Annotated in this window: 21 protein-coding genes; 12 read left to right on the top strand and 9 right to left on the bottom strand. The window is 68.6% G+C overall.

Annotated elements, in window-relative coordinates:
• Nucleotides 1-148: 148 nt before the first annotated feature.
• Nucleotides 149-1078, bottom strand: coding sequence for a LysR substrate-binding domain-containing protein (locus tag PV762_RS08965; protein ID WP_421034677.1), 930 nt, complete (start codon nucleotides 1076-1078; stop codon nucleotides 149-151).
• Between the two features lie 11 nt (nucleotides 1079-1089).
• Nucleotides 1090-2991, bottom strand: coding sequence for an ABCB family ABC transporter ATP-binding protein/permease (locus PV762_RS08970; RefSeq protein WP_421034678.1), 1902 nt, complete (start codon nucleotides 2989-2991; stop codon nucleotides 1090-1092).
• A gap of 97 nt (nucleotides 2992-3088) precedes the next feature.
• Here PV762_RS08970 and PV762_RS08975 point away from each other — a divergent pair, with 97 nt between their 5' ends.
• From PV762_RS08975 to PV762_RS09010, 8 genes are all read left to right on the top strand, one after another.
• The gene (locus PV762_RS08975) at nucleotides 3089-3580 is read left to right on the top strand and encodes an acyl-CoA thioesterase (protein WP_421034679.1); all 492 of its coding nucleotides are present in this window, start codon (nucleotides 3089-3091) and stop codon (nucleotides 3578-3580) included.
• Nucleotides 3581-3738: 158 nt separating this feature from the next.
• Complete coding sequence (locus PV762_RS08980) at nucleotides 3739-5079, top strand: dicarboxylate/amino acid:cation symporter (RefSeq protein WP_421034680.1); 1341 nt, start codon at nucleotides 3739-3741, stop codon at nucleotides 5077-5079.
• 277 nt (nucleotides 5080-5356) lie between these two features.
• Complete coding sequence (locus tag PV762_RS08985; RefSeq protein ID WP_421034681.1) at nucleotides 5357-6715, top strand: ABC transporter substrate-binding protein; 1359 nt, start codon at nucleotides 5357-5359, stop codon at nucleotides 6713-6715.
• Between the two features lie 6 nt (nucleotides 6716-6721).
• Nucleotides 6722-7582, top strand: a complete 861-nt coding sequence (locus PV762_RS08990) for a carbohydrate ABC transporter permease (RefSeq protein WP_421034682.1) — start codon at nucleotides 6722-6724, stop codon at nucleotides 7580-7582.
• 13 nt (nucleotides 7583-7595) lie between these two features.
• Complete coding sequence (locus PV762_RS08995) at nucleotides 7596-8432, top strand: carbohydrate ABC transporter permease (protein WP_421034683.1); 837 nt, start codon at nucleotides 7596-7598, stop codon at nucleotides 8430-8432.
• A gap of 32 nt (nucleotides 8433-8464) precedes the next feature.
• Nucleotides 8465-9553 carry an ABC transporter ATP-binding protein gene (locus PV762_RS09000; RefSeq protein ID WP_421034684.1) on the top strand — a complete coding sequence of 363 codons (1089 nt, stop codon included), beginning with the start codon at nucleotides 8465-8467 and terminating at the stop codon, nucleotides 9551-9553.
• A complete protein-coding gene (gene dalD, locus PV762_RS09005) occupies nucleotides 9550-10992 on the top strand; it encodes a D-arabinitol 4-dehydrogenase (RefSeq protein ID WP_421034685.1) in 1443 nt (480 codons plus the stop codon). Before PV762_RS09000 ends, dalD begins: the two co-directional genes overlap by 4 nt.
• The gene (locus PV762_RS09010; protein ID WP_421034686.1) at nucleotides 10992-11921 is read left to right on the top strand and encodes an AraC family transcriptional regulator; all 930 of its coding nucleotides are present in this window, start codon (nucleotides 10992-10994) and stop codon (nucleotides 11919-11921) included. Before dalD ends, PV762_RS09010 begins: the two co-directional genes overlap by 1 nt.
• Before the next feature lie 84 nt (nucleotides 11922-12005).
• Here PV762_RS09010 and PV762_RS09015 read toward each other — a convergent pair whose 3' ends face one another.
• The 7 genes from PV762_RS09015 to PV762_RS09045 all read right to left on the bottom strand — a co-directional run bounded on the left by PV762_RS09015 (nucleotide 12006) and on the right by PV762_RS09045 (nucleotide 20693).
• A complete protein-coding gene (locus PV762_RS09015; protein ID WP_421034687.1) occupies nucleotides 12006-12767 on the bottom strand; it encodes an enoyl-CoA hydratase in 762 nt (253 codons plus the stop codon).
• A gap of 93 nt (nucleotides 12768-12860) precedes the next feature.
• Nucleotides 12861-13712 carry an alpha/beta fold hydrolase gene (locus tag PV762_RS09020; protein ID WP_421034688.1) on the bottom strand — a complete coding sequence of 284 codons (852 nt, stop codon included), beginning with the start codon at nucleotides 13710-13712 and terminating at the stop codon, nucleotides 12861-12863.
• 168 nt (nucleotides 13713-13880) lie between these two features.
• Nucleotides 13881-15095, bottom strand: coding sequence for an acetyl-CoA C-acyltransferase (locus PV762_RS09025; protein WP_088406167.1), 1215 nt, complete (start codon nucleotides 15093-15095; stop codon nucleotides 13881-13883).
• 26 nt (nucleotides 15096-15121) lie between these two features.
• The gene (locus tag PV762_RS09030) at nucleotides 15122-17518 is read right to left on the bottom strand and encodes a 3-hydroxyacyl-CoA dehydrogenase/enoyl-CoA hydratase family protein (RefSeq protein ID WP_421034689.1); all 2397 of its coding nucleotides are present in this window, start codon (nucleotides 17516-17518) and stop codon (nucleotides 15122-15124) included.
• Nucleotides 17519-17594: 76 nt separating this feature from the next.
• Entirely contained in the window at nucleotides 17595-18071 is a 477-nt protein-coding gene (locus tag PV762_RS09035; protein WP_421034690.1) for a DUF2147 domain-containing protein, read from the bottom strand.
• 80 nt (nucleotides 18072-18151) lie between these two features.
• Nucleotides 18152-19942, bottom strand: coding sequence for an acyl-CoA dehydrogenase C-terminal domain-containing protein (locus PV762_RS09040; RefSeq protein ID WP_421034691.1), 1791 nt, complete (start codon nucleotides 19940-19942; stop codon nucleotides 18152-18154).
• 64 nt (nucleotides 19943-20006) lie between these two features.
• A complete protein-coding gene (locus tag PV762_RS09045) occupies nucleotides 20007-20693 on the bottom strand; it encodes a TetR/AcrR family transcriptional regulator (protein ID WP_421034835.1) in 687 nt (228 codons plus the stop codon).
• Between the two features lie 323 nt (nucleotides 20694-21016).
• On the opposite strand from PV762_RS09045, the gene PV762_RS09050 reads away from it, so the two are divergent.
• From PV762_RS09050 to PV762_RS09065, 4 genes are read left to right on the top strand one after another with little or no spacing between them, the layout of a single operon-like run.
• The gene (locus tag PV762_RS09050; protein ID WP_421034692.1) at nucleotides 21017-21595 is read left to right on the top strand and encodes a chemotaxis protein CheW; all 579 of its coding nucleotides are present in this window, start codon (nucleotides 21017-21019) and stop codon (nucleotides 21593-21595) included.
• Nucleotides 21592-23040, top strand: a complete 1449-nt coding sequence (locus tag PV762_RS09055) for a CheR family methyltransferase (RefSeq protein WP_421034693.1) — start codon at nucleotides 21592-21594, stop codon at nucleotides 23038-23040. The genes PV762_RS09050 and PV762_RS09055 overlap by 4 nt, the downstream gene beginning before the upstream one ends.
• Nucleotides 23037-23603, top strand: coding sequence for a chemotaxis protein CheW (locus PV762_RS09060; RefSeq protein WP_421034694.1), 567 nt, complete (start codon nucleotides 23037-23039; stop codon nucleotides 23601-23603). Before PV762_RS09055 ends, PV762_RS09060 begins: the two co-directional genes overlap by 4 nt.
• A gap of 16 nt (nucleotides 23604-23619) precedes the next feature.
• A complete protein-coding gene (locus PV762_RS09065) occupies nucleotides 23620-25080 on the top strand; it encodes a CHASE3 domain-containing protein (RefSeq protein ID WP_421034695.1) in 1461 nt (486 codons plus the stop codon).
• The last annotated feature ends 33 nt before the right edge of the window (nucleotides 25081-25113 follow it).

Raw genomic sequence — 25113 nt, forward strand, 5'->3', positions numbered from 1 at the left:
AAACGGCAGAGCAGACCATGAGCGGTCGCTTTGCTGGGTAGGGAGTATCACGCATCTCGACTTGTTGCGTGGCTTACGTATGCAGGTTCCGTGCCCGGTTCAGGTCGGCATGTCGGGCGTCGACCGGCCTGTCGCTTCAGCCGCCGACTCAAGCGTCGATCTTCTCGGCGTGGGTCAGGAAATTCCACAGCGCCTGCGCGACCGGCTTGACCCGTCGCGTCGATCCCTGGCGCTCGCGGTACATGCGCAACTCCATGTTGAGCTCGTACTGGCCGGGCTCCGCGGCCCGCACCAGGCGGCGCGCCTTCACTTCCTTCTTCACCGAGCTGGCCGGCAGGAAGGCCAGTCCGTGCCCCTCGATGGCCATGGCCTTGAGGCTCTCGGCCATGTCGGTCTCGAAGACGGATTCGAAGTTCAGCGGCTGCGCCGCGCCCTTGACGATCAGTTCCACCAATCGCCCGAGATAGGCGCCCGAGGCGTAACTGAGGAAGGGGATCTTCTGCCCCGGGTGTCCGGAAATCCGGAACATCGGCGCGCCGCTTGTGTCAGCTTTCGCATAGGCGGCCAGCGTCTCGTGGCCCAGCGAGACCGATTCGTAACGTTCCGGGTCCAGCTGCAGCGGCTGGCTCGGGTGGTGGTAGACGACCAGCAGGTCGCAGTTGCCTTCGCTGAGCTGCAGCGTCGCGTCGTGGACGTTGAGCGCGTTGAGCCGGCACTTCACCTCGCCGAAGCGCTGGCGCAGCTCCATCAGCCAGTGCGGGAAGAAGCTGAAGGACAGCGAGTGCGGGACGGCGAACTCGATCATGTCCTGCCCCGCCGACTGGTGGCTGCGCAGCATGTTGCGCGTGGCCTGCAGATTGCCGAGCAGGTCCACGGCCTGGCCCAGCAGCGTCTCGCCGGCGGCGGTGAGTCGCGTCGGATAGGACGAGCGGTCGACCAGATCGACGCCGGCCCAGGCTTCCAGCGCCTGGATGCGGCGCGAGAACGCGGGCTGCGTGACATGCCGCAGTTGAGCCGAGCGGGAGAAGCTGCGCGTCTCCGCCAGGCTCACGAAGTCTTCAAGCCATTTGGTTTCCACGGCGCGGGAGTTTATCCCCGCGGCGCGATGGCACCTTCCGGCAGGTCCTGCCGATCCTGGCCGTCCTGCTGCAGCGACCACATCTGCGCGTACCGGCCGCGTTGCGCGAGCAGCGCGGCGTGCGTGCCGCGCTCGACGATGAGGCCCTGCTCCATCACCAGGATCTCGTGCGCGTCGACCACCGTGGAGAGCCGGTGCGCGATGACCAGCACGGTCTTGTCCTGCGCGGCGGCCTCGAGCTCGGCCTGGATGGCGCGCTCGTTGCGCGAGTCCAGCGCCGACGTCGCCTCGTCGAAGATCAGGATGGGCGGATTCTTCAGCAGCGTGCGCGCGATCGCGACGCGCTGCTTCTCGCCGCCGGAGAGTTTCAGGCCGCGCTCGCCGACCATGGTCTGGTAACCCAGCGGCAGCGCGCTGATGAAGTCGTGGATGTGCGCGGACTTCGCGGCGGCCTCGATCTCCTCCGTCGTCGCCTCGGGGCGGCCGTAGGCGATGTTGTAGGCGATCGTGTCGTTGAAGAGGACGGTGTCCTGGGGCACGATGCCGATCGCGCGGCGCACGCTCTGCTGGGTGACCTCGGCGAGCGACTGGCCGTCGATGGCGATGCGGCCCGACTGCGCATCGTAGAAGCGGTAGAGCAGCCGGGCCAGCGTGCTCTTGCCCGACCCGCTCGGCCCGACCACGGCGACCTTCTTGCCCGCCGGGATCTCCAGGCTCACGCCCTTCAGGATGGGACGCTGGGGCTCGTAGGCGAAGTGCACATCCTCGAAGCGCACGGTCGCGCCGTCCGCGCCGATCACGCGCAGCGGCTGGGCGCCGGGCGCGTCGGCGATCTCGCGTTCGCGGGCCAGCAGGCCGAACATCTTCTCCAGATCGGTCAGGCTCTGCTTGATCTCGCGGTAGATCACGCCGAGGAAATTCAGCGGGATGTAGAGCTGGATCATGAAGGCGTTGATCATGACCAGATCGCCCAGACTCATGCGGCCGTCGACCACGCCCTGCGTTGCGCGCCACAGCATGGCCACCAGCGCGGCGGCGATGATCACCTGCTGTCCGCTGTTGAGCAGCGACAGCGTGCGCTGCGACTTGAGCTGCGCGCGGCGCAGGCGCTCCAGGCTCTGGTCGTAGCGGGCGGCCTCGAAGTCCTCGTTGTTGAAGTACTTCACCGTCTCATAGTTCAGCAGCGAGTCGATCGCCTTGCTGTGCGCATGCGAGTCGAGCTCGTTGAGCAGCTTGCGGTACTTGGTGCGCCACTCGGTGACGACGATCGTGAAGCCGATATAGAACACCAGCGCCGCGCCGGTGATCCAGGCGAAGCGCACGTCGAACTTCACCGCGAGCAGGCTGAGCACCAGCACGACCTCGACCAGCGTCGGGAAGATGCTGTAGAGCGAGTACGAGATCAGCGCGTGCACGGCGCGCGTGCCGCGCTCGATGTCGCGGGTCATGCCGCCCGTCTGGCGTTCGAGGTGGAAGCGCAGGCTGAGGTCGTGCAGATGGCGGAACACCTGCAGCGAGATGCTGCGCGAGGCGCCCTCGGTGGCCTTGGCGAAGATCAATTCGCGCGCCTCGGTGAACAGCGAGGTGCACAGCCGCAGCATCCCGTAGGCGAGCAGCAGACCGACCGGCACGACCATCAACGCCTGTGCGCTGCCGGCGGGGATGTCGAGACTGTCGACCAGTTGCTTGAGCAGCAGCGGCACGCCGACGTTGGCGAGCTTGGCCGCGACCATGAAACCCAGCGCGATGCCGACGCGCCAGCGGTATTGCCAGAAGTACGGGAGCAGGCGCGCGATGGTGTGCCAGTCGCCGCGCGCTTCGGGCGCGGCTGCGGACGACGCGGACACGGCGGCGCCGTCGGTGGAAGGAGCGGGAGGGGTCGGCGCGGTGCCGGCGAGTGTGGAACGGCGCATGGAGGGGTGCGTGGTCTTGCCGTGGAGTCGGGCACCCGCCCTGGCGAGGGCGGACATGCTGGACGACAATGCCGCTCATTGTCACCGTTTGGCCATCATGAGCGACTCCACCGTTCCCAATGCCCCCGCCGAGGGCCCCGCCGTCCCGCCCGCCGCGGCACCCGTCGCAACGTCCGTCACGACGCCCGGCAGCCTGCTCTCGCCCGAGACCATCGGACCGCGCGAGCTCGTGATGCGCGTGATGCCGATGCCCGCGGATGCCAACGGCAACGGCGACATCTTCGGCGGCTGGATCATGGCGCAGGTCGACCTGGCCGGCTCGGTGCTGCCGGCGCGCATCTCGCGCGGCCGCATCGCGACGGTGGCGGTCAACCAGTTCATCTTCAAGCAGCCGGTGTCGGTGGGCGACCTGCTGAGCTTCTACGCACAGGTCACGCGCATCGGGCGCACCTCGATCACCGTGCACGTCGAGGTCTTCGCCGAGCGCAACCCGGCGAATCCGCATGTGGTCAAGGTGACCGAAGCCAACCTCACCTACGTCGCGATCGACCGCGAAGGCAAGTCGCGCGTCTTCGGCCAGGAGGCCTGACCCGATCCGTGCACGGGGGCCCCGCGATAGGGCCGTCCGGTCGGTCTGCGCCCCGCGGTGCGAATGGGCATTCACCTCTCAGGGTTTGTAGGTAGATCCCGCAGCATCGGAAAAACCTCGGATGGGATACTGCCTGGCCGCAACCGGAGCCGTATTCCATGCTGACCCCTTCCGCCTCCGCCGCGCCGGCCGTGCCCGTGCCGTGGTATCGCCACCTCTACCTGCAGGTCGTCATCGCGATCGCGATCGGCATCACGCTCGGCTATTTCCAGCCGGCGCTGGCCGTCAAGTTCCAGCCGCTGGGCGACGCCTTCATCAAGCTGGTGAAGATGATCATCGCGCCGGTGATCTTCCTGACCATCGTGACCGGCATCGCCAGCATGACGCAGCTGAGCGCCGTCGGCCGCGTGTTCGGCAAGGCGATGGCCTACTTCCTGTTCTTCTCCACGCTGGCGCTGATCGTCGGCCTGGTGGTGGCCAACGTCGTGCAGCCGGGCGCCGGCATGAACGTCAACGTGGCCGACCTGGACCAGAAGGAAGTGCACCGCTACGTCGAGAAGACGCATGACCTGACCCTGGTCAGCTTCCTGATGGACGTGATCCCCAAGTCGCTGATCGGCGCGCTGGCGGATGGCAACATCCTGCAGACGCTGTTCGTGGCGGTGCTGTTCGGCATCGCGCTGGCGCTGACGGGCGATCGCGGCAAGCCGGTGCTGCACTTCTTCGAGGCGCTGACCGCGCCCGTGTTCCGGATGGTGCACATCCTGATGAAGGCGGCGCCGGTCGGTGCGTTCGGCGCGATGGCCTTCACCATCGGCAAGTACGGCGTGGCCTCGCTGCTCAACCTGGGCATGCTGGTGGGCAGCTTCTACCTGACCTCGCTGCTGTTCGTGCTGGTCATCCTGGGCATCGTGGCAAGACTGTGCGGCTTCTCGATCCTGAAGCTGATCCGCTACCTGAAGGCCGAACTGCTGCTGGTGCTGGGCACCTCGTCGTCGGAGTCGGCGCTGCCGTCGCTGATGGAGAAGATGGAGAAGGCCGGCTGCAAGAAGACGGTGGTGGGGCTGGTCGTGCCGACGGGGTACTCGTTCAACCTGGACGGGACCAACATCTACATGACGCTGGCGGCGCTGTTCATCGCGCAGGCGACCAACACCGAACTGACGCTGACCCACCAGATCACGCTGCTGCTGGTGGCGATGCTGAGCTCCAAGGGCGCGGCGGGCGTGACGGGCGCGGGCTTCATCACGCTGGCGGCGACGCTGTCGGTGGTGCCGGAAGTGCCGGTGGCCGGCATGGCGCTGATCCTGGGCGTGGACCGTTTCATGTCGGAGTGCCGCTCGCTGACCAACTTCGTCGGCAACGCGGTGGCGACCATCGTCGTGTCCAAGTGGGAACGCGCGCTGGACCACGACGCGCTGGACCTGGCGCTGTCGGGCAAGTCGGGTGACACGGACGACCTGCCGGTCCGCGTGGCCGGACCGGCCGAGACCGCGTGAGCGATCGGCACCCATGAACGACAACGCGCCCTGAGGGGCGCGTTTTTCATTGTGCTTCGCGACCCGCAACGCCACTTCGCATCGTTGCGGTACCGGAGGTCCGCGAGACTGATACGCGGTTGAGGCGTCATCGGGACAACCGCTACACAGTGATGCAAAGGAGTATCACCAACCCGGCCCTCGGGTATCAACGCAGCAACTGCGAGTGGCTATCGTTCGACCTCAGCGCCGGCTCGATCCGGTGGCCAAGACCGATACCCATAACAGGAGACTCCCGATGCCCCGCTTCGTCCGTATCGACCGGTCGCGACTGCCCCTGCTCACCGCAACCACGCTCGCCGGCCTGGTCGCTCTCTGTGGCCTCGTCGGCGCGGCCCAGGCCCAGACGCCCACCGAGCTGGTGATCGCCACCGTCAACAACGGCCACATGATCGAGATGCAGAAGCTCAGCAAGCATTTCGAGGACGCCAACCCCGACATCAAGCTGAAGTGGGTGACGCTGGAAGAAGGCGTGCTGCGCCAGCGTGTCACCACCGACATCGCCACCAAGGGCGGCCAGTTCGACGTGATGACCATCGGCCTGTATGAGGCGCCGATCTGGGGCCGCAAGGGCTGGCTGCAGGAACTCAAGACCGACCCGGCCTACGACGTCGACGACCTGCTCCCCACCGTGCGCAGCGGCGTGTCGGTGGACGGCAAGCTCTTCGCCGCGCCGTTCTATGCCGAGAGCTCCATGCTCATGTACCGCAAGGACCTCGCCGACAAGGCCGGCGTGCAACTCGGCGACCATCCGACCTGGACGCAGGTGAAAGACCTGGCCGCGAAGATCCACGACCCCAAGCACGGCGTCTACGGCATCTGCCTGCGCGGCAAGCCGGGCTGGGGCGACAACATGGCCTTCATCACCACGCTGGTGAACACCTTCGGCGGCCAGTGGTTCGACATGCAGTGGAAGCCGCAACTCGAGTCCAAGCCCTGGAAGGACGCGACCGCCTTCTACGTCGACCTGCTCAAGCAATACGGCCCGCCCGGATCGGCCTCCAACAGCTTCAACGAGATCCTCGCGCTGACCAACGCCGGCAAGTGCGGCCTGTGGGTGGACGCCACCATCGCCGCGTCCTTCGTCTCCGATCCCAAACAGAGTCAGGTCGCCGCGCAGATGGCCTTCGCGCAGGCGCCGACGATGAACACGCCCAAGGGCGCGAACTGGCTCTGGTCCTGGAACCTCGCGATCCCCGCCGGCTCGCGCAAGGTCGCCGCGGCGCAGAAGTTCATCACCTGGTCCACGAGCAAGGACTACATCCAGCTCGTGGCGAAGACGCAGGGCTGGGCCAAGGTGCCGACCGGCACGCGCAAGAGCACCTACGCGAATCCGGAGTTCCAGAAGGCCGCGCGCTTCGCCGCCGCGGAGAAGGCCGCCATCGACTCGGCCAGCCCGAACGACCCCACGCTGCCCAAGAGCCCGTATGTCGGCATCCAGTTCGCCGCGATCCCTGAATTCCAGGCGATCGGCATCGCCGTCGGACAGCAGCTGAGCGCGGCACTGGCCGGCAAGACCACCGTGGACGCCGCGCTCAAGGCCGGCCAGACGACGGCCGAGCGCGAGCTCACCAAGGCAGGCTACTACCGGAAGTAAGCGGCCATGAATCGCTCCATGCCGCGCCTGCTGCTGGCGCCCGCCGTCGGCACGCTGTTCCTGTGGATGATCGTGCCGCTGGGCATGACGATCTACTTCTCGCTGGTCCGCTACAACCTGCTGCAGCCGGACCAGACCGGTTTCGCGGGCCTTGAGAATTTCGAGTTCTTCGTCACCGATCCGTCCTTCGGCACGGCGGTCACCAACACCCTGCTGCTGCTCGGCAGCGTGATCGGGATCACCGTGGGGATCGGCCTCGCGATCGCGCTGCTGATCAACGAGCCCTTCCCCGGCCGCGGGATCGTGCGCGTGCTGCTGATCTCGCCCTTCTTCGTCATGCCCACGGTCAACGCGCTGCTGTGGAAGAACATGATGATGAATCCGATCTACGGCGTGCTGGCGCAGGTCTGGACGGCTTTCGGCGCTCAGCCGGTGGACTGGCTGACCGATCACCCGCTGTTCTCGGTCATCGTGATGGTGGCCTGGCAGTGGCTGCCCTTCGCGACGCTGATCTTCATGACCGCGCTGCAGGGCATGGACCGCGAACAGCTGGAAGCGGCGCGCATGGACGGCGCCAACTACGCGCAGCAGGTGCGCTTCCTCTACCTGCCGCATCTGGCGCGGTCCGTCGCCGTCGTCGTGATGATCGAGCTGATCTTCCTGCTCGGCATCTTCGCGGAGATCTACACCACCACCGGCGGCGGCCCCGGCGACGCCAGCACCAACGTGACCTTCCTGATCTTCAAGCAGGCGCTGCTGAACTTCGATGCCGGCGTGGCCTCCGCCGGCGCGCTGTTCGCGGTGCTGCTGGCCAACATCGTCGCGGTCTTCCTGATACGCCTGGTCGGCAAGAACCTGGACCGCTGAGGAGACGCCCGTCATGACCCCGAGACGACCTGCCCCCTTCCCCGTCGCCACGGCGCTGCGCGCCGTCGCCGCCTGGGCCGTGGCGCTGCTGCTGTTCTTCCCGATCGCCTGGCTGGGCCTGACCGCCTTCAAGACCGAGCTGCAGGCGGTCGCCGTGCCGCCGCAATGGCTGTTCGCGCCCACGCTGGAGAACTTCCACGAGGTCCAGGGCCGCAGCGACTACCTGCACTACGCCCTCAACTCGGTGGTGACCAGCGTGCTGTCCACCGTGCTCGGGTTGATGCTGGCCGCGCCGGCGGCCTACGCGATGGCCTTCTTCCGCGGCCGCTGGACCCGCGACATCCTGATGTGGATGCTCTCCACCAAGATGATGCCGGCCGTCGGCGCGCTGGTGCCGGTCTACGTGCTGGCGCAGAAGAGCCAGCTGCTGGACACGCAGGCGGCGCTGATCATCGTCTTCGCGCTGACCAACCTGCCCATCATGGTGTGGATGCTGTACTCGCACTTCCGCGACATCCCGCCGGAGATCCTCGAGGCGGCCCGCATGGACGGCGCCACGCTCTGGCAGGAGGTGCGGCTCGTGCTGCTGCCGCTGGGCATGGGCGGCATCGCCTCCACGGGCCTGCTGTGCCTGGTGCTGTCCTGGAACGAGGCGTTCTGGAGCCTCAACCTCAGCGCCGCCAAGGCCGGCACGCTGGCCACGCTGATCGCCTCCTACTCCAGCCCCGAAGGCCTGTTCTGGGCCAAGCTCTCCGCCGCCTCGCTGATGGCCATCGCGCCCATCGTCGTGTTCGGCTGGTTCAGCCAGAAGCAGCTCGTGCAAGGGCTGACCTTCGGCGCCGTCAAATGACCCGGACCTCCCGGGACCTGCAGGACATTCCCATGGCATTCCTTGAACTGAACGGCGTCGAGAAATTCTTTGCCCAGCACCGCGCCATCCGCGGCATCGACCTGAGCATCGAACGGGGCGAGTTCATCGTCTTCGTCGGACCCTCGGGCTGCGGCAAGTCGACGCTGCTGCGACTGATCGCGGGCCTGGAGCGCATCGACGGCGGCTCGCTCCGGCTGGACGGCCGCGACATCACGGACCTGCCCTCCAGTCGCAGGGACCTGGCGATGGTCTTCCAGAGCTACGCGCTCTACCCGCACATGAGCGTCTACGACAACATGAGCTTCGCGCTCAAGCTCGCCGGCGCGCCGCCGGAGGAGATCCGCGCCAAGGTGGAACGGGCCGCGGAGGTGCTGAACCTGACCGCCTACCTCGATCGCACGCCCAAGGCGCTGTCGGGCGGCCAGCGGCAGCGCGTGGCGATCGGGCGGGCCATCGTGCGTTCGCCCAAGGTGTTCCTCTTCGACGAGCCGCTGTCCAACCTGGACGCCGCGCTGCGCGGGCAGACGCGCGTGGAGATCGCCAAGCTGCACCGCGACCTCGGCGCGACGACGATCTACGTGACCCACGACCAGGTCGAGGCGATGACGCTGGCGAGTCGCGTGGTGGTCCTGCGCGACGGGCAGGTCGAGCAGGTGGGCACGCCGCTGGAACTCTACGACCGGCCGGCCAACCAGTTCGTGGCGCAATTCATCGGCACGCCGCGGATGAACCTGGTGCCGTGCGGCCGGCTGCCCGAGGCGCTGCAGCGGCACGCCCCGCGCGCCGCGGCGAACGGCAGCATGGGGTTGAGGCCGGAGGCCATCGGCGTGGCGCCGCGCGGTCAGGGCGCGATGGGTGGCGCAGTGGGTGGCGCAGTGGGCGGTGCGATGGGCGGCACCGTGGAGCTGGTGGAAGCGCTGGGCGCCGAGACGCTGCTCTACGTGCGCACCGTCGAAGGCTCGCAGCTGGTGGCGCGGCTCAGTGAACGCACACGCTGCGAGGCCGGGGACGAGGTCTCGCTGCAGCTCGACACCGCGCAGGCGCTGTGGTTCGACGACGCCGGCCGCGTCGTGGCGCCGCAGGAGGGACTCGCCGCATGAGCATCGCGCAGGACACCCGCTTCGACGCCGCCACCGCCCCCGCCCCCGCCGGACCCTTCACCATCCTGCACCTGGGACTGGGCGCCTTCCATCGCGCGCATCAGGCGCTCTACCTGCAGGCGCTGCACGACCGCGGCGACGCCCGCTGGGTGCTGGCCGGCGGCAACCTGCGTCCGGACATGCCCGACACCATCGACGCCTTGCGGGCGCAAGGCGGCGCCTACACGCTGGAGACGGTGTCGGCGCAGGGGGAGCGCCGCTACGCCTGGGTGCAAACCATCCGTACGGTCGTGCCGTACACACCGGACCTCGCCGGCCTGATCGCCATCGCCGCGGATCCCGCCACGCGCATCCTGTCCTTCACGGTGACGGAAGCCGGCTACTACCTGGACAGCCGGAACGACCTCGACTGGTCGCAGGCGCCGGAACTGGGCGCCGACCTGGCCGCCGCGCGCGAAGGTCGTCCGGGCAGCACGCTTTACGGCGCGCTGACCGCGCTGCTGCGCGCGCGCAAGGCGGCAGGTGCGGGGCCGATCACGCTGCTCAACTGCGACAACCTGCGGCACAACGGCGACCGATCGCGCGAGGGCCTGCTGCAATTCGTGCGCGCGCTGGGCGACGACGCGCTGGCGACATGGATCGTGTCGAACACGACGAGCCCGAACGCGATGGTCGACCGCATCACGCCGCGCCCGACGCCGGAGGTCGCCGACCGTGTGCGCGCCGCCACCGGTCGCGACGATCGCGCCGCCCTGATGAGCGAAAGCTTCACCCAATGGGTCATCGAGGACCGCTTCGCCGCCGGTCGTCCCGCCTGGGAGACGGTGGGGGTGGACATGGTCGACTCGGTGCTGCCCTACGAAGAGGCCAAGATCCGCCTGCTGAATGCCACGCACAGCTGCGTCGCGTGGGCGGGCACGCTGGCGGGTTACCGCTTCATCCACGAAGGCACGCAGGATCCGCGCATCCGGCGGATGGCGGCCGACTACGCCACCGACGACGCCATCCCCGTGCTGCAGCCGAGCCCGCTGGACCTGGCGGCCTACCGCGACGTGGTGCTGGAACGCTTCGCCAATCCGGCCATCGCCGACACCAACCAGCGCGTGGCCATGGACGGCTTCAGCAAGATCCCGGGCTTCATCACGCCGACGATCCGCGAGCGTCTGGCGCGGGGCGAGGGGATCGCCAGCGTCGCGATGCTGCCGGCGCTGTTCCTGGCCTACCTGCAGCGCTGGCACGCCGGCCTGCTGCCTCATGAGTACCAGGATCAGGTGATGGACGTCGACGCGGCCCATGCGATCTGCGCCGCGGCAGATCCGGTGGCGGCCTTCGCCGACGATCGGCTGCTGTGGGGAGAACTGGCCGGCGATCCCCGGCTGGAGACTGCCTTGCGCGCGGCAACCGGACGGGTGCGACACTTCATCGGGGAGAGCCCTTGATGCCGACGACGCAAGCCGCACCGCGACGCACCCAGCCCGAGCTGGAGTACGCCTACTCCCGATCGCCGGAGCTGGGTTACGAGCCGTCGGAGAACGCGGGCTTCATCCGCTGCCTGTCGCACGGCTTCCCGACCCCGCTGGCGCGCTGGCACTGCCACGACGAGTACGAGCTGCACCTGATCACCGCGTCGTCGGGCAAGGTGTTCGTCGGCGACTGGATCGGCCAGTTCCAGCCGGGCCAGCTGGTGCTGACGGGTCCGCGCCTGCCGCACAACTGGATCAGCATGGACGTGCCCGAGACAGGCATTCCGGAACGCGACCTGGTCGTCCAGTTCCCGCATGAGCCCTTCGCCGCGGCCGCCGACGGCATCCCGGAACTGCGCGAGGTGATGCCGCTGCTGGAGCGCGCCCGCCACGGCATCGAGTTCTTCGGTCTGCAGGCGCAGGCCACCGCGCACTGGCGCCGCGTGAAGGCACGACAGGGCCTGGCGCGCTTCGGCGCCTTCTGCGACTGGATGGGGGAACTGGCCCGCTGCAGCGACTATCGCCTGCTGTCCAGCGCGCCGCTGCGCAGCGAGGACAGCGACATCGAGCTCGCGCAGGTGGACGTGCTGGTCAGCCGCATCACCGGGCAGCTCGGCGCGCCGCTGTCCGCCGCCGATCTGGCGCGGGAAATGGGCATGACGGAGAGCCGCTTCTCGCGCTTCTTCCGGCGCGCGACGGGCAACACCTTCACCGACTTCGTGAACCGCGTGCGCGTGAACCGGGCCTGCCAGCTGCTGCAGGAGTCCGACCGCACCATCACGCTGATCGCCTACGAGGTCGGTTTCAACAACATGGCCAACTTCAACCGGCGCTTCCTGGACATCAAGGGCGTGACGCCCAGCGAGTACCGCAAGCGGTCGGCCGGCCGCTTCGGCCTGACGTGAGCGGCCCGACCGGAGCGTGCGCTCCGGCAGGCCCCTGGCTCTCACGGGCAAGCCGCGAGGGGGGCGCGAGGCGGGGAGCGTCGCTCAGAACTTCGAGAAGTCCGGCTGGCGCTTCTGGAAGAAGGCCTGGAAGGCTTCCGTGGCCTCAGGGCTGCGCAGACGCGCGCTGAAGATCTCGGCCTCGGCCTGGATGGTCGCCAGCAGCTCGTCCTTGGACGTGCGACGCATCAGCTGCTTGCTCTCGCGCACGGCGCTCGGAGGCAGCTTGTTGAAACGCTCGGCGACGCGGCGCGCGTGCGCCACCACTTCCGACGCCGGCAGCACCGCGTTGGCGACGCCGCACTCGACCGCCTGCTCGCCGGTGAACGGATCGCCCAGCAGGATCTTCTCGGCGGCGCGGCGCGGCCCCATCAGGCGCGGCACCAGCAGGCTGGAGCCGAACTCCGGCACCAGGCCCAGACTCACGAACGGCATCGCCAGACGCGCGTCGTCGGCCACGTAGACGAAGTCGCAATGCAGCAGCAGCGTCGTGCCGATGCCGATCGCCGCGCCGTTCACCGCCGCCACGATGGGCTTGTCGCAGCCGATCATCGCGCGCATGAACTGGAACACCGGCGCGTCTTCATCGCGCGGCGGGCTGCCCATGAAATCCTCGATGTCGTTGCCCGAGGTGAAAATCTGCGGCTGGCCCTGGATCAGCACCGCACGCACGGCGTTGTCGGCGTTGGCCGTGACCAGCGCATCGGCCATATCCTGGTACATCGCGCGGGTCAGCGCATTCTTCTTCTCCGGACGCGCGATCTCGATGGTCTGCACGCCGTTGACGATGGCGGTCTTGATGCTCATGGAGCACTCTCCTCGTTGGGACGGCCGGTCTCGCGACGGCCGATGGGGGGACGACCGTTTCTCAACGGCCGTCTGTTCGAATGAATGTCGCGATCATGCCAGCCACGCGCTGACCTGCGGCCAGAGGCTGCGCTCGAAACGATCGCGGAAGAACCCGAAATGGCCGATGCGACGCTCGCCGATGTCCTTGGGAGCGATGCGGCGCATCTCGGGATGGGCGCCGGCGTAGAAGCCGTGCAAGGATTCCGTGTTGCGACGGGACATGAACTCGTCGTCGGTGAATGCCAGCGAGAGCATGGGCATCGACAGCGACGCGTACCGCGCGCGCAAGGCGTCGCCGCCCTCGCCCATCATGTACTCGCGGTCCAGGCACCAGCGGCGCCACTGCGCCATCACGCCGCGCGGCAGGTCGCCGACCTTGCGCAGCTTGCGGCCCGGGAAGTAGCCGAAAGCCGGCAGCGCCAGCGGGACCACGACGTACCAGAGCCACCAGACGTAGCGACGCAGGCCGATGGCGTTCTCGCGCCAGTAGCCGCTGCCGCAGCCGACCGTCACCGCGCGCGACACGCGCGTGCGGTTGGGAAGCATGCCGAGGATCTGCCCGCCGAGGCTGTGGCCGAGCCAGTGGATCTCGCGGCGGTCGCCGAGCAGTCGGTCGAGATGCGACAGCGCCGCAGCGGCGTCGCGCTCGGCCCAGGTGTGGATGTCGGCGTCGAGCCCTTTGAGAGACCGCTTCATCGCGTCCGGACGCGAGGCGCCCATGCCGCGATAGTCGAAGCTCATGACGAGCCAACCCTGCTGCGCCATCCAGCGCGCGAAGGCGGCGTAGTAACGCTGTTCGACACCCATCGCAGGAGCGATCAGCAAGCCCGCCTTCGCGGTCGCCGCGTCGCCGTAGAGATGGCCTCGAAGCTCGAAACCATCCTCCGCTCGGAAACTGATCATCGCGATCTCCCGATGCTCTTCGCGTCCTGCTCAGGGCGCCTACCTGCGCCTGGCCAAGCGCGGGCTCTCCACGCAGCAGGGGGCATCCCTCCGGGAACCCCCAGCAGCATTCCGGCCCCACTCGCAGCCGCTGCCCAAGGACGAGCGGACTGCGAAGGGATGCGCCTCTCAGAGACGCTCGATGATGCCCGCGGCGCCCTGGCCAGCGCCGACGCACATCGTCACCATGCCGTACTTGCCGCCAGTGCGACGCAGACCGTGGATCACGGAAGCCGCACGGATCGCGCCCGTCGCGCCCAGCGGGTGACCCAGGGCGATCGCGCCGCCGTTGGGGTTCACCTTGGAGCGGTCCAGCACGATGCCTTTGCTGTCCAGATCGTTCAGCACAGCCAGCGATTGCGCGGCAAACGCTTCGTTCAGTTCGATCCAGCCCAAGTCCTCGGCCTTGATGCCAGCCAGCTTCAATGCCGCCGGGATCGCTTCGATCGGGCCGATGCCCATGATCTCGGGCGGCACGCCGCGCACGGCGAAGGACACGAAGCGCGCCAGCGGGGTCAGGCCGAAACGCTTGACCGCGGCTTCGGAGGCCACGATCAGCGCGCCCGCGCCGTCTGAGGTCTGCGAGCTGTTGCCGGCCGTGACGCTGCCCTTGGCGGCGAACACCGGCTTGAGCTTGGCCAGACCTTCCATCGAGGTGTCCTTGCGCGGGCCCTCGTCGGTGTCGACGATGCGGCTCTTGACGATGACGCCGTCGCCGTTCAGGTCCGGCTGGCGGTCCTTCAGTTCGAACGGGGTGATCTCGTCCTTGAAGAAGCCGCCCTCGATCGCGGCCAGCGCGCGGCGGTGCGATTCCAGCGAGAACTCGTCCTGCGCCTGGCGCGAGACCTTCCACTTGTCCGCGACCTTCTCAGCCGTCAGACCCATGCCGTAGGCCAGGCCGATGTTCTCGTCGCGCTCGAAGATCGCGGGCGGGAACGAGGGCTTGTTGCCGCCCATCGGGACCATGGACATCGATTCGACGCCGCCGGCGATCATGACTTCGGATTCGCCCACGCGGATGCGGTCCGCGGCCATCGCCAGGGCGGTGATGCCCGAGGCGCAGTAGCGGTTCACCGTGACGCCGCCGACCGTGTTCGGCAGGCCCGACAGGACCGCCGCGACACGCGCGATGTTCATGCCCTGCTCACCTTCGGGGAAGGAGCAGCCGATGATGGCGTCCTCGATCACCGACGGGTCCAGGCCCGGCACCTGGGCCATGGCGGCCTGGATGACGCGCGACAGCATCTCGTCCGGACGGGTATTCTTGAAGTAGCCCCGGCCCGACTTGCCGATGGGCAGACGGGTGGCGGCGCAGATGTAGGCGTCTTGAACTTGCTTGCTCATGATGTGTTCCTTGTGTGCCGCTCGGATCAGTTGCGCACCGGCTTGCCGGTCTGCAGCATGCCCATGATGCGTTCCTGGGTCTTCGGATGCTCCAGCAGCGAGCAGAAGTGCTTGCGCTCCAGCGACATCAGGTATTCCTCGGTTACGAGCGAGCCGGCTTCGACTTCGCCGCCGCAGACGACGTCGGCGATCAGCGAGGCCAGGTGGAAGTCGTGCGCGCTGATGAAGCCGCCGTCACGCATGTTGGCCAGCTGGGCCTTCACGGTGGCGATGCCGGAACGGCCCGCGACCGGGAACTTGGCCTTGAGCGGGGCGCGGTAGCCGGAGTCCGCCATCGCCTTGGCCTGGGCCGTGGCGACGAACAGCAGCTCGTCCTTGTTGGGGACGATGATGTCGCTGTCGAGCAGGTAGCCCAGCTTCTGCGCTTCCAGCGCGGAGGTCGCCACCTTGGCCATCGCGGCGTTGGTGAAGCCGTCCTTCAGGAAGGCGAAGATGTCCGCGTTGGCGTTGCCGGCCGAGGCCATCTCCGCCGCGCGGCGCGCGATGTAGGTCAGGCCGCCGCCGCCCGGGATCAGGCCGACGCCCACTTCCACCAGGCCGACATACGACTCCATGTGCGCGACGCGGCGGGCGCAATGCACCGCCAGTTCGCAGCCGCCGCCCAGCGCCAGGCCGCGCATCGCGGCGATGACCGGGACGCTGGCGTAACGCACACGCAGCATCATGTCCTGCAGCTTCTTCTCTTCCGGCGCAATGCCCTTGGCGCCCTTGGTCATGAAGACCGGCATCAGCGCTTCGAGGTTGGCACCGGCGGAGAACACGTCGTCCGGCGACCAGATGACCAGGCCCTTGTACTTGGCCTCGGCGATCTCGACGGCCTTGAGCAGGCCTTCGGTCACGGTCGGGCTGATCAGGTGCAGCTTGGCGTTGATCGAGGCGATCAGCACTTCGCCGTCCAGCGACCAGACGCGGACTTCCTCGTTCTTGAACTCTTCGGTGCCGGCCTTGAGCGGCTCGACGGCGCCTTCGCCGACCAGCGACTCGGGGAAGGCCTGGCGCTCATAGACCGGCAGCTTGGCACGCGGCTTGAACTTGCCTTCGGCGGCGCTCCACGAGCCGTCCTTCGAGTGCACGCCGCCGTTCTCGGCGACCGGGCCTTCGAAGACCCACGCGGGCAGCGGCGCGCTCGACAGCGTCTTGCCGGCGTCGATGTCGGCCTTGACCCACTCCGCGACCTGCTTCCAGCCGGCGGCCTGCCACAGCTCGAAGGGGCCCTGCTGCGAGCCGAAGCCCCAGCGCATGGCGAAGTCGATCTCGCGCGCGGTGTCGGCCACGGTGTCCAGGTGCACGGCGACGTACTGGAACGAGTCGCGCAGGATGGACCACAGGAACTGCGCCTGCGGGTTGCTGGATTCGCGCAGCAGCTTGAGGCGGTCGGCGGGCTGCTTCTTCAGCATGCGCGCGACGATCTCCTCGGCTTTGCCACCGCCGGTGACGTACTCACCGGTGGCGAAGTCCAGGCGCTGGATGTCCTTGCCGACCTTCTTGTAGAAACCGGCGCCGGCCTTCTGGCCCAGCGCGCCCTTCTCGATCAGGCCCGCCAGCACCTTGGGCGTGGCGTAGGTCGAGTAGAAGGGGTCGTCCTTCAGGTTGTCCTGCATCGTCTTGACGACGTGCGCCATCGTGTCCAGGCCCACCACGTCCGCGGTGCGGAAGGTGCCCGAGGAGGCGCGGCCCAGCTTCTTGCCGGTCAGGTCGTCGACGACGTCGACGGACAGGCCGAACTTCTCGGCCTCGATCATCGTGGCCATCATGCCGGCGATGCCGACGCGGTTGGCGACGAAGTTGGGCGTGTCGTTGGCGCGCACGACGCCCTTGCCGACGGCCGAGGTCACGAAGCTTTCCAGCTGATCGATGACTTCAGGGTGGGTGGTCGGCGTGTTGATCAGCTCGACGAGGTACATGTACCGCGGCGGGTTGAAGAAGTGGATGCCGCAGAAACGCGGCTTGATCGATTCCGGCAGGACTTCCGACAGCTTGGTGATCGACAGGCCGGAGGTGTTGGACGCGACGATCGCGTGCGGCGCGACGAACGGAGCGATCTTCGTGTAGAGATCCAGCTTCCAGTCCATGCGCTCGGCGATGGCCTCGATGATCAGGTCGCAGTCCTTGAGCAGCTCGAGGTGCTCTTCGTAGTTGGCCTGCTGGATCAGCGCGGCGTTCTCGGGCACGCCCAGCGGCGCCGGCTTGAGCTTCTTCAGGCCCTCGACGGCCTTGGTGACGATGCCGTTCTTCGGGCCTTCCTTGGCGGGCAGGTCGAACAGGACGACCGGCACCTTCACGTTGACCAGATGGGCGGCGATCTGCGCGCCCATCACGCCGGCGCCGAGCACGGCCACCTTGCGAACTTGGAATCGACTCATGGTTTCTCCAATGAACATCCCGAGGATGTAGGAATGGGGTTGTACGGCGCGCTCGTGACGGCGCGTCCATCAATGCTTATTCGACGCGGATCCAGGTCTGGGTGCGGCCCAGCATCGGCATGCCGACGAAGCCGCGGACCTCCAGCTTCTTGCCTCCGTCGACCGGACGCAAGCGGACGCGATAGACCTTGCCGTTGCCCGGGTCGAGGATGTCGCCGCCGTCCCAGAGCGCGGCGTCGCCGACGTTCTTCTTGACGCCGCGCAGGATCGTCAGCCCGATGATGGGCTGGCCCTTGCGCTCGTCGCTGCATTCGTCGCACTTGGCGTCCTGCTTGCCCGGATCGGTGATCTTCTCGATCTTGCCGGAGAGCACGCCGTTGGTCTCGCTGATGCGGACCGTCGAGCGCTCCTGCTTGGTGTCGTCGTCGATGGTCTTCCAGACGCCGACCGGCGTGGTGGCCGTGGCAGCCGGGGCCGAAGCCTGCGCCAGCGCGAGGTTGGCGGACATGCCGAGGCCCAGGGCGACGGCGGTGGCGAACAGCGGTTTCATCATGTCTCTCTCCGATTCTTATTGGCGAACGCTGGTGGGGGAACGCGGGCGCCCCGCTCGAGGGGGCGCCCGTGACGCTGTCCTCAGAACAGCGCCTCGTCCATTTCCATGAGCGGGTTCAGGCCGGCGCGCGCGGTGCGGATCAGGCTCGCGGTCTCGGGCAGCAGCTTGGCGAAGTAGAAGCGCGCGGTCGACAGCTTGGCGGTGTAGAACGGATCGCCGCCGTCCTTCTTCTCCAGCGCCAGCTTGGCCATGCGCGCCCACATGTAGGCGAAGCACAGGTGACCGACGACGCGCAGGTAGTCCACCGCGGCGGCGCCGACTTCATCGGGGTTCTGGAAGGCCTTCATGCCGATCTCGGTGGTCAGCTTGGTGACCTTGTCGCCGATGTCGGCCAGCGGGTTGATGAACTCCTGCATCGCTTCGCTGGTGCCCTCTTCCTCGACGAACTCGGCGATCTTCTTGCCGAACTTCTTCAGGGTCGCGCCGTTGTTGGCCAGGATCTTGCGGCCCAGCAGGTCCAGCGACTGCACGGTGTTCGTGCCTTCGTAGGTCATGTTGATGCGCGAGTCGCGCACGAACTGCTCCATGCCCCACTCGTGGATGTAGCCGTGGCCGCCGAAGACCTGCATGCAGTGCGAGGTGGCGATCCAGGCGTTGTCCGAGATGAAGGCCTTGATGATCGGCGTCAGCAGGGCGACTTCGTCCTCGCAGGCCTTGCGCTCGTCGGCGTCGTCGCTGCTCAGCGCCTTGTCCAGCTGCAGCGCGGTGTAGGCCGACAGCGCGCGGCCGCCTTCGGCGAAGGCGCGCGCGGTCAGCAGCATCTTGCGGACGTCGGGGTGGACGATGATCGGGTCGGCGGCCTTGTCCGGCGCCTTCGGGCCCGACAGCGCGCGCATCTGGATGCGGTCCTTGGCGTAGACGACGGCGTTCTGGTACGCCACTTCCGTCAGGCCCAGCGACTGGTTGCCGACGCCCAGGCGGGCGGCGTTCATCATCACGAACATCGCCTGCAGGCCCTTGTTGGGCTGGCCGACCAGCGTGCCGACGGCGCCGTCCAGCACGATCTGCGCGGTGGCATTGCCGTGGATGCCCATCTTGTGTTCCAGGCCGCCGCAATACACGGGGTTGCGCTCGCCCAGCGAGCCGTCGGCGTTCACCTTGAACTTGGGCACGACGAACAGCGAGATGCCCTTGGAGCCCTGCGGCGCGTCCGGCAGGCGCGCCAGCACCAGGTGGATGATGTTCTCGGCCAGGTCGTGCTCGCCGGCGGAGATGAAGATCTTCTGTCCGGTGATCTTGTAGCTGCCGTCGGCCTGCGGCTCGGCCTTGGAACGCAGCAGTCCCAGGTCGGTCCCGCAATGCGGTTCGGTCAGGCACATCGTGCCGGTCCACACGCCCGAGGTCAGCTTGGGCAGGTAGGTGCTCTTCTGCTCGGGCGTGCCGTGCGCGTGCAGCGCCTCATACGCGCCGTGGCTCAGGCCCGGGTACATGGTCCAGGCCTGGTTGGCCGAGTTCATCATCTCGTACATGAACTGGTTCAGCAGGACCGGCAGGCCCTGGCCGCCGTATTCCGGATCGCACGACAGCGCGGGCCAGCCGCCCTCGACGTACTGCGCGTAGGCTTCCTTGAAGCCCTTGGGCGCCTTGACCTCGTGCGTGGCCTTGTCCAGCGTGCAGCCTTCCTGGTCGCCCGACAGGTTGATCGGGGTCAGCACTTCCTTGGCGAACTTGCCGCCCTCTTCCAGCACCGCATTGACGGTGTCCTCGTCGATCTCGGCATGCGCGGGCAGCAGTTTCAGCTCGTCGACCGCGTGCAGCAGCTCATGCAGCACGAACTGCATGTCGCGCAGGGGCGGGTTGTACTGGGGCATGGGGTCTCTCCTGAGGAATGGTTCTGAAAAAAGATCGGACGGGATCGGAAAGGTCTCGCCCCGCTCAGGCGCGCTTGCGGCCGGGAACCGGAGTTCCCGCGGCGGCGGCGCTGGCGGCGTGGGCGGCGGTCTGCCGCGTCTCGGCGTCGGCCTTGCGGCCGGCCGGCGTGGCGAAGCTGTCGAGGATGCGTTCCAGGCCCGTGCGGGCGCGGGCCAGCGCGCCCTCGCTGCGCAGGAAACGCGCGTCGTGATGCAGCGACAGGATCAGGCCGTGCATCTCGAAGAGCACCTGGTCCGGATCGGCGTCCGGCACCAGATGGCCGACCTCCTGCGCCAGCAGGATGGCCTTGCGGATGGCGGCGTGCCAGTCGCGCACCATGCCGACCAGGGCGTCGCGCACGAGGCCCGGCCGGTCGTCGAATTCGACGGCGCCGCTGATGTAGATGCAGCCCGAGTCGACCTCGACCGAGGTGCGGTGCACCCAGCGCTCGAACAGCGCGCGCAGACGCGGCAGGCCGCGCGGCTGGCGGATCGCGGTGTAGAAGACTTCTTCCTCGAACTTGGCGTGGTACTCGCGCACCACGGCGATCTGCAGTTCCTCGCGCGAGCCGAAATGGGCGAACACGCCGGACTTGCTCATCTTCGTCACATCGGCGAGCGCGCCGATCGACAGCCCCTCCAGCCCCATGTGCGAGGCCAGGCCCAGCGCCGCGTCGAGGATCGCGGCACGGGTCTGCGCGCCCTTGTGCATCGAGCGCGAGCCGCTGCGCGACGACGCGACCGGCTTGGCGCCCGTCGGCTTGGCGGTGGTGAAGGAGGAGGTGGACACGGTGCCCGGAATAATAAAACGAACGATCGTTCTATTTTGAGCAGTTCCGGGCCGGAAACGCAATCCTTGACCACCCTTTTTTAGTGATGGCGGCCTAAAAAGCAGCTCCGGGTTTACCCGGACCCGTAAGCGCCGACTTCTCTGCGACGCTGGGTCATCCGCGGGGCGTCGTCGCCGAAGTGACCTTCGACGAACCGGGCCCGCCGGATGCCGGCATAGACTGGCACAAACAGGGAGCCAGAAGAATGCACGAGCCATCGAATGGCGCGACTGGCGCGACTGGTGTTGCCCGGGTTTTCCGGGTGCTGGTGTGCCGGGTGCAGTCCCGCCTGTGCGGCCTGCCGCTGGACGCCGTCGAGGAAACCCTGCGCCCGCAGCCGTTGAAGCCGCTGGCGTCGCCGGTCGTCCACGTCCTGGGCCTGGCGCGGATCCGCGGCGACTGGGTGGCCGTCGTCGACCTGGCCGGGCTGCTCGGCCTCCCCTCCGGCCCGGCCGACCTCCAGCCGCGCCGCTACGTGATCGTGCGCGCGGGCGAACGACGCGTCGCGCTGGCCGTCACCGACGTGCTGGGCCTGCAGACCCTGCCCGCCGAAGGCGTCCGTTCTCTGCCGCCGCTGCTGCGCGACCGCGAGCACGCCGCCGTCGCCGCGCTGGCCGAGCGCGACGACGACCTGATCGCCGTCCTCGACCAGGCCCGGCTGCTGCCGGACGGCGCCTTGACCGCGCTTCATGACGACGGCAACGGCCGCGACGACGACCACGACGATGCCCATGACGCCGCCGGGCCCGCGACATCGCCGCCACGCGCAGGGACCGGCTCATGACGCGCGCCGCGCCGGCCGCCGTCGACCTCCCCTCGTTGCTGCCGCGGCTGCGTGCGCTGCTCGCCGCCCGGCTCGGCCTCCATTTCGATGAACGACAGGACGACCGGCTCACCGCGGCGCTCACGCGCGTCGCGGGGCCGGTCAGTCCAGCGCGCTTCCTCGACCAGATGGAGCTGGCGCCCACGCGCGCCCGGCTCGACGCGCTGGCGGCGGAACTGACCGTCGGCGAGACCTTCTTCTTCCGGCATGCCGAGCAGTTCGACGCACTGCGCGTCGACCTGCTCCCCCTGATGACGCGCGCCGCGCCGGGGTCGCCGGCGACCGGGCCCGGCGGAACGCGCAGACGCCTCCGCGCGCTGTCCGCCGGCTGCGCCAGCGGCGAGGAGGCCTACACCCTCGCGATCACCTTGCACCGCGCCGGCCTGCTGGCGCAGGGCGTCGACTGGGACGTGCTCGCGGTCGACCTGAACCCGACGGCGCTGGCCCGCGCCACCGCGGCCCGCTACGGCGAATGGAGTCTGCGCGCGACGACGCAGGAACAGCGGTCCCTGTGGTTCCACCGTGTCGATCCAGGCCAGTGGACGCCGCTCCCGACGATCCGCGAGCGTGTGCGATTCGCGCAGCGCAACCTCGGTCAACCCGACGCGCTGTTCTGGGCGCCCGGCAGCTTCGACATCATCTTCTGCCGCAACGTGCTGATCTACTTCGAGCCCTCCGCGCTGCGCCAGGCGATCCGCAACCTGATCGGCGCCTTGGCGCCGGGCGGCGTGCTGTTCCTCGGTCACGCGGAGACACTGCGCGGCAAAGAGGCGGCGGACCAGGAGGGGCTGGTGCTCAGGCAGGCGCACGGCTGTTTCTTCTACCGTCGGGAAACGCCGGCGAGCACGCGCTCATGGCCGCTCGAATGGCCGGCCACGGCGACGCCCGGGCCGGCTGTCGCCCCCCTCGCCGGACTGCCCGCGGCGGTGACCGCGGCGGAGCCGGTCTCGGACGCCACGACGCCGGACGGGGGCGCCGGCGCGGGCACGGGCGGTGACGACCAGGCCCTGCTGGACGAGGCGCTGCACCTGATCGAAGCCGGTCAGGTGGAGGACGGGCTGCGCGCCTGCGCGCGGCTGATCTCGCCCGGCACCCCGGCGACCTTGCAGGCCGAGGGCCTGTTCCTGCACGGTCTGGCGATGGAGGAACGCGGCCAGTTGCCCGCCGCCGAATGGCACCACCAGCGCGCCGCGGCGAAGGACGCCTCGTTCGCGCTGCCGCATCTGCGTCTGGGCCTGCTGGCGCGGCGTCGGGGCGAGGTGATCGCCGCTCACCGCGAGCTGCGCCGCGCGTTGGAACTGCTCGAGCACGAATCGGGCGACCGCCTGCGCCGCTTCGGCGGCGGCTTCGACCGCGAGGACCTGCGGCGCCTGTGCCGCGACGAAATGCAGGAGATCCGCGCATGACGCAAGCGTCCCGCGAGCTGCTCGCCGAATGGCGCGACGCCTTCGACCGCTCGTTCGGCGAACCCCGACGCCACGCCGACGAAGAGGCGGTGCTGGACGTGCTGGGCATACGGATTGCCGGGGGCCCGTTCGCCCTGAACTTGGCCGACCTGGCCGGACTCACGCCCGCCATGCCCGCCGCTCCCTACCCCGCCGCCGCCCCCGGCCTGCTCGGACTCGCCGGTCATCAGGGCCAGGTCTTGCCGCTGTACGACCTGCAGGCGCTCATCGGCCGCGGCCATGCGACCGACGTGCGCTGGTGGGCGATCGCCCGCGCGGCGCCGCTCGCGCTGGGCTTCGAAGGCTTCGACGGCCAATGGCGGCTCGCCGCCGGCGACCGGCTGCAGCAGAACGACGCCGCCGGCACCGGCTGGGCCGTGCGCTGCGGGGGCGCCCTGCGCCCGCTGATCGAGTTCGACGGCCTGATCGCGGCCGTGTCCGCGAACGCCTCGATGGAAGCCACCGGCAGGTCGCCGGCGCCGGCGAACACGACGACAACAAGCGCCGGCGCCGCCGGCCGATGACAGGGAGACCCGTGCCATGTGGACCTTCGGAAGAAAGCTGTCGGTGGGCTTCGCGCTGTCCTTCGCGCTGCTGCTGCTCATCGGGATCCTGTCCTACCGCGGCGTGGACGTGCTGACGCAGACCAGCTACCAGGTCACCCGCACGCATGCGGCGCTCGCCCACGTCACCACCGTGATGAGCCTGATGAAAGATGCGGAGACCGCGCAGCGCGGTTATCTGCTGACCGGCGAGGAGGGCTACCTCGAGCCCTACCGCAGCGCGGCCGCCAACATTCCCCGGGTGCTCGCGGAGCTCAAGGCCCTGATCCGCGACAACCCGGCGCAGCAGACCCGGCTCAACCAGGCGAGCACGATGATCGACGGGCTGATGCAGCTGCACAAGGAGCGCATCGAGACGCGGCGGACCAACGGCCTGGAGGCCACGCTGAAGATGGTCGCGCTGGGCGAGGGCAAGCGCCGCATGGATGAGCTGCGCGCGGTCGTCGGCCAGATGGAGGAGGAAGAGAACGACGTGCTGCGCGAACGCGCGCGGGAAGTCGAGGCGACCTCCGGCACGGTGCGCTCGGCCATCGTCTGGGGCACGGTGGCCGGCGCGCTGCTGGTGCTGGTCGCGGCGCTGACGCTGAGCCGCGCGCTCAGCGGCCAGGTCGGCACGGCGGTGAAGCATGTGCAGCGCTCGTCCGCGGAGCTGCAGGCCGCGGCGAACCAGCAGGCCGCCGGTGCCCGCGAAACGGCGACCTCGATGACGGAGATCTCCACCACCATCTCCGAGCTGCTGGCCACCTCGCGCCAGATCGCCGACAGCGCGCAGCGGGTCGTCGTGATCGCGGAGCAGACGGCCGGCCTGGCGCGCGGCGGCGACGGCACGCTGCAGTCGGCGCGCGAGAGCATCGCCGCGATGCGGCGGCAGATCGACCTGGTGGTCGACCACATGCTGGACCTGGGTCGCAAGTCGCAGCAGATCGGCGTCGTGCTGGACCTGGTCGGCGAACTGGCCGAACAGACCAACATCCTGGCGATCAACGCGACCATCGAGGCCACCGTCGCGGGCGACGCGGGTCGGCGCTTCAGCGTGGTCGCGGACGAGATCCGCAAGCTCGCCGACCGCATGACGGCGTCGACCAAGGAGATCCGCCTGCAGATCGACGACATGCGCGGCGCGGTCAACACCACCGTCATGGCGACCGAGACCGGCTCCAAGGCGGTCGACGCCGGCGCGCGCCAGTTCGACGACGTCGCCGCGAGTTTCGCCAAGATCGCCGCGCAGGTCGTCACGACCACCGACGCGGCGCGCGAGATCGAACTGTCCACCAAGCAGCAGGCCACCGCCGTCGAACAGCTCAACGTCGCGCTGTCCAACACGGCGCAGGCATCGCGCGAGACCGAAGCCAGTTCCGGCCAGACCTCGCAGACGGCCACCGAGCTGGCGGAGATGTCCCGCGACCTGCTGCGCCTGGTGCAGGCGCAGCCGACCTGACCGACCGGAACACCCGCCCCGTCAGGACACCCG

Source organism: Mitsuaria sp. CC2 (assembly GCF_048957715.1).
Classification (GTDB): Bacteria; Pseudomonadota; Gammaproteobacteria; order Burkholderiales; family Burkholderiaceae_C; genus Roseateles.

Bases quoted from the DNA above. Each gene is read 5' to 3' on its own strand.
- PV762_RS08970 (WP_421034678.1), bottom strand. From the start codon at position 2,991: ATGCGCCGTTCCACACTCGCCGGCACCGCGCCGACCCCTCCCGCTCCT.
- PV762_RS09020 (WP_421034688.1), bottom strand. From the start codon at position 13,712: ATGATCAGTTTCCGAGCGGAGGATGGTTTCGAGCTTCGAGGCCATCTC.
- PV762_RS09010 (WP_421034686.1), top strand. From the start codon at position 10,992: ATGCCGACGACGCAAGCCGCACCGCGACGCACCCAGCCCGAGCTGGAG.
- PV762_RS08995 (WP_421034683.1), top strand. From the start codon at position 7,596: ATGACCCCGAGACGACCTGCCCCCTTCCCCGTCGCCACGGCGCTGCGC.
- PV762_RS09050 (WP_421034692.1), top strand. From the start codon at position 21,017: ATGCACGAGCCATCGAATGGCGCGACTGGCGCGACTGGTGTTGCCCGG.
- PV762_RS09035 (WP_421034690.1), bottom strand. From the start codon at position 18,071: ATGATGAAACCGCTGTTCGCCACCGCCGTCGCCCTGGGCCTCGGCATG.
- PV762_RS09055 (WP_421034693.1), top strand. From the start codon at position 21,592: ATGACGCGCGCCGCGCCGGCCGCCGTCGACCTCCCCTCGTTGCTGCCG.
- PV762_RS09065 (WP_421034695.1), top strand. From the start codon at position 23,620: ATGTGGACCTTCGGAAGAAAGCTGTCGGTGGGCTTCGCGCTGTCCTTC.
- PV762_RS09045 (WP_421034835.1), bottom strand. From the start codon at position 20,693: ATGCACAAGGGCGCGCAGACCCGTGCCGCGATCCTCGACGCGGCGCTG.
- PV762_RS08990 (WP_421034682.1), top strand. From the start codon at position 6,722: ATGAATCGCTCCATGCCGCGCCTGCTGCTGGCGCCCGCCGTCGGCACG.
- PV762_RS09040 (WP_421034691.1), bottom strand. From the start codon at position 19,942: ATGCCCCAGTACAACCCGCCCCTGCGCGACATGCAGTTCGTGCTGCAT.
- PV762_RS08975 (WP_421034679.1), top strand. From the start codon at position 3,089: ATGAGCGACTCCACCGTTCCCAATGCCCCCGCCGAGGGCCCCGCCGTC.
- PV762_RS08980 (WP_421034680.1), top strand. From the start codon at position 3,739: ATGCTGACCCCTTCCGCCTCCGCCGCGCCGGCCGTGCCCGTGCCGTGG.
- PV762_RS08985 (WP_421034681.1), top strand. From the start codon at position 5,357: ATGCCCCGCTTCGTCCGTATCGACCGGTCGCGACTGCCCCTGCTCACC.
- PV762_RS09015 (WP_421034687.1), bottom strand. From the start codon at position 12,767: ATGAGCATCAAGACCGCCATCGTCAACGGCGTGCAGACCATCGAGATC.
- PV762_RS09000 (WP_421034684.1), top strand. From the start codon at position 8,465: ATGGCATTCCTTGAACTGAACGGCGTCGAGAAATTCTTTGCCCAGCAC.
- PV762_RS09060 (WP_421034694.1), top strand. From the start codon at position 23,037: ATGACGCAAGCGTCCCGCGAGCTGCTCGCCGAATGGCGCGACGCCTTC.
- PV762_RS09030 (WP_421034689.1), bottom strand. From the start codon at position 17,518: ATGAGTCGATTCCAAGTTCGCAAGGTGGCCGTGCTCGGCGCCGGCGTG.
- PV762_RS09025 (WP_088406167.1), bottom strand. From the start codon at position 15,095: ATGAGCAAGCAAGTTCAAGACGCCTACATCTGCGCCGCCACCCGTCTG.
- dalD (WP_421034685.1), top strand. From the start codon at position 9,550: ATGAGCATCGCGCAGGACACCCGCTTCGACGCCGCCACCGCCCCCGCC.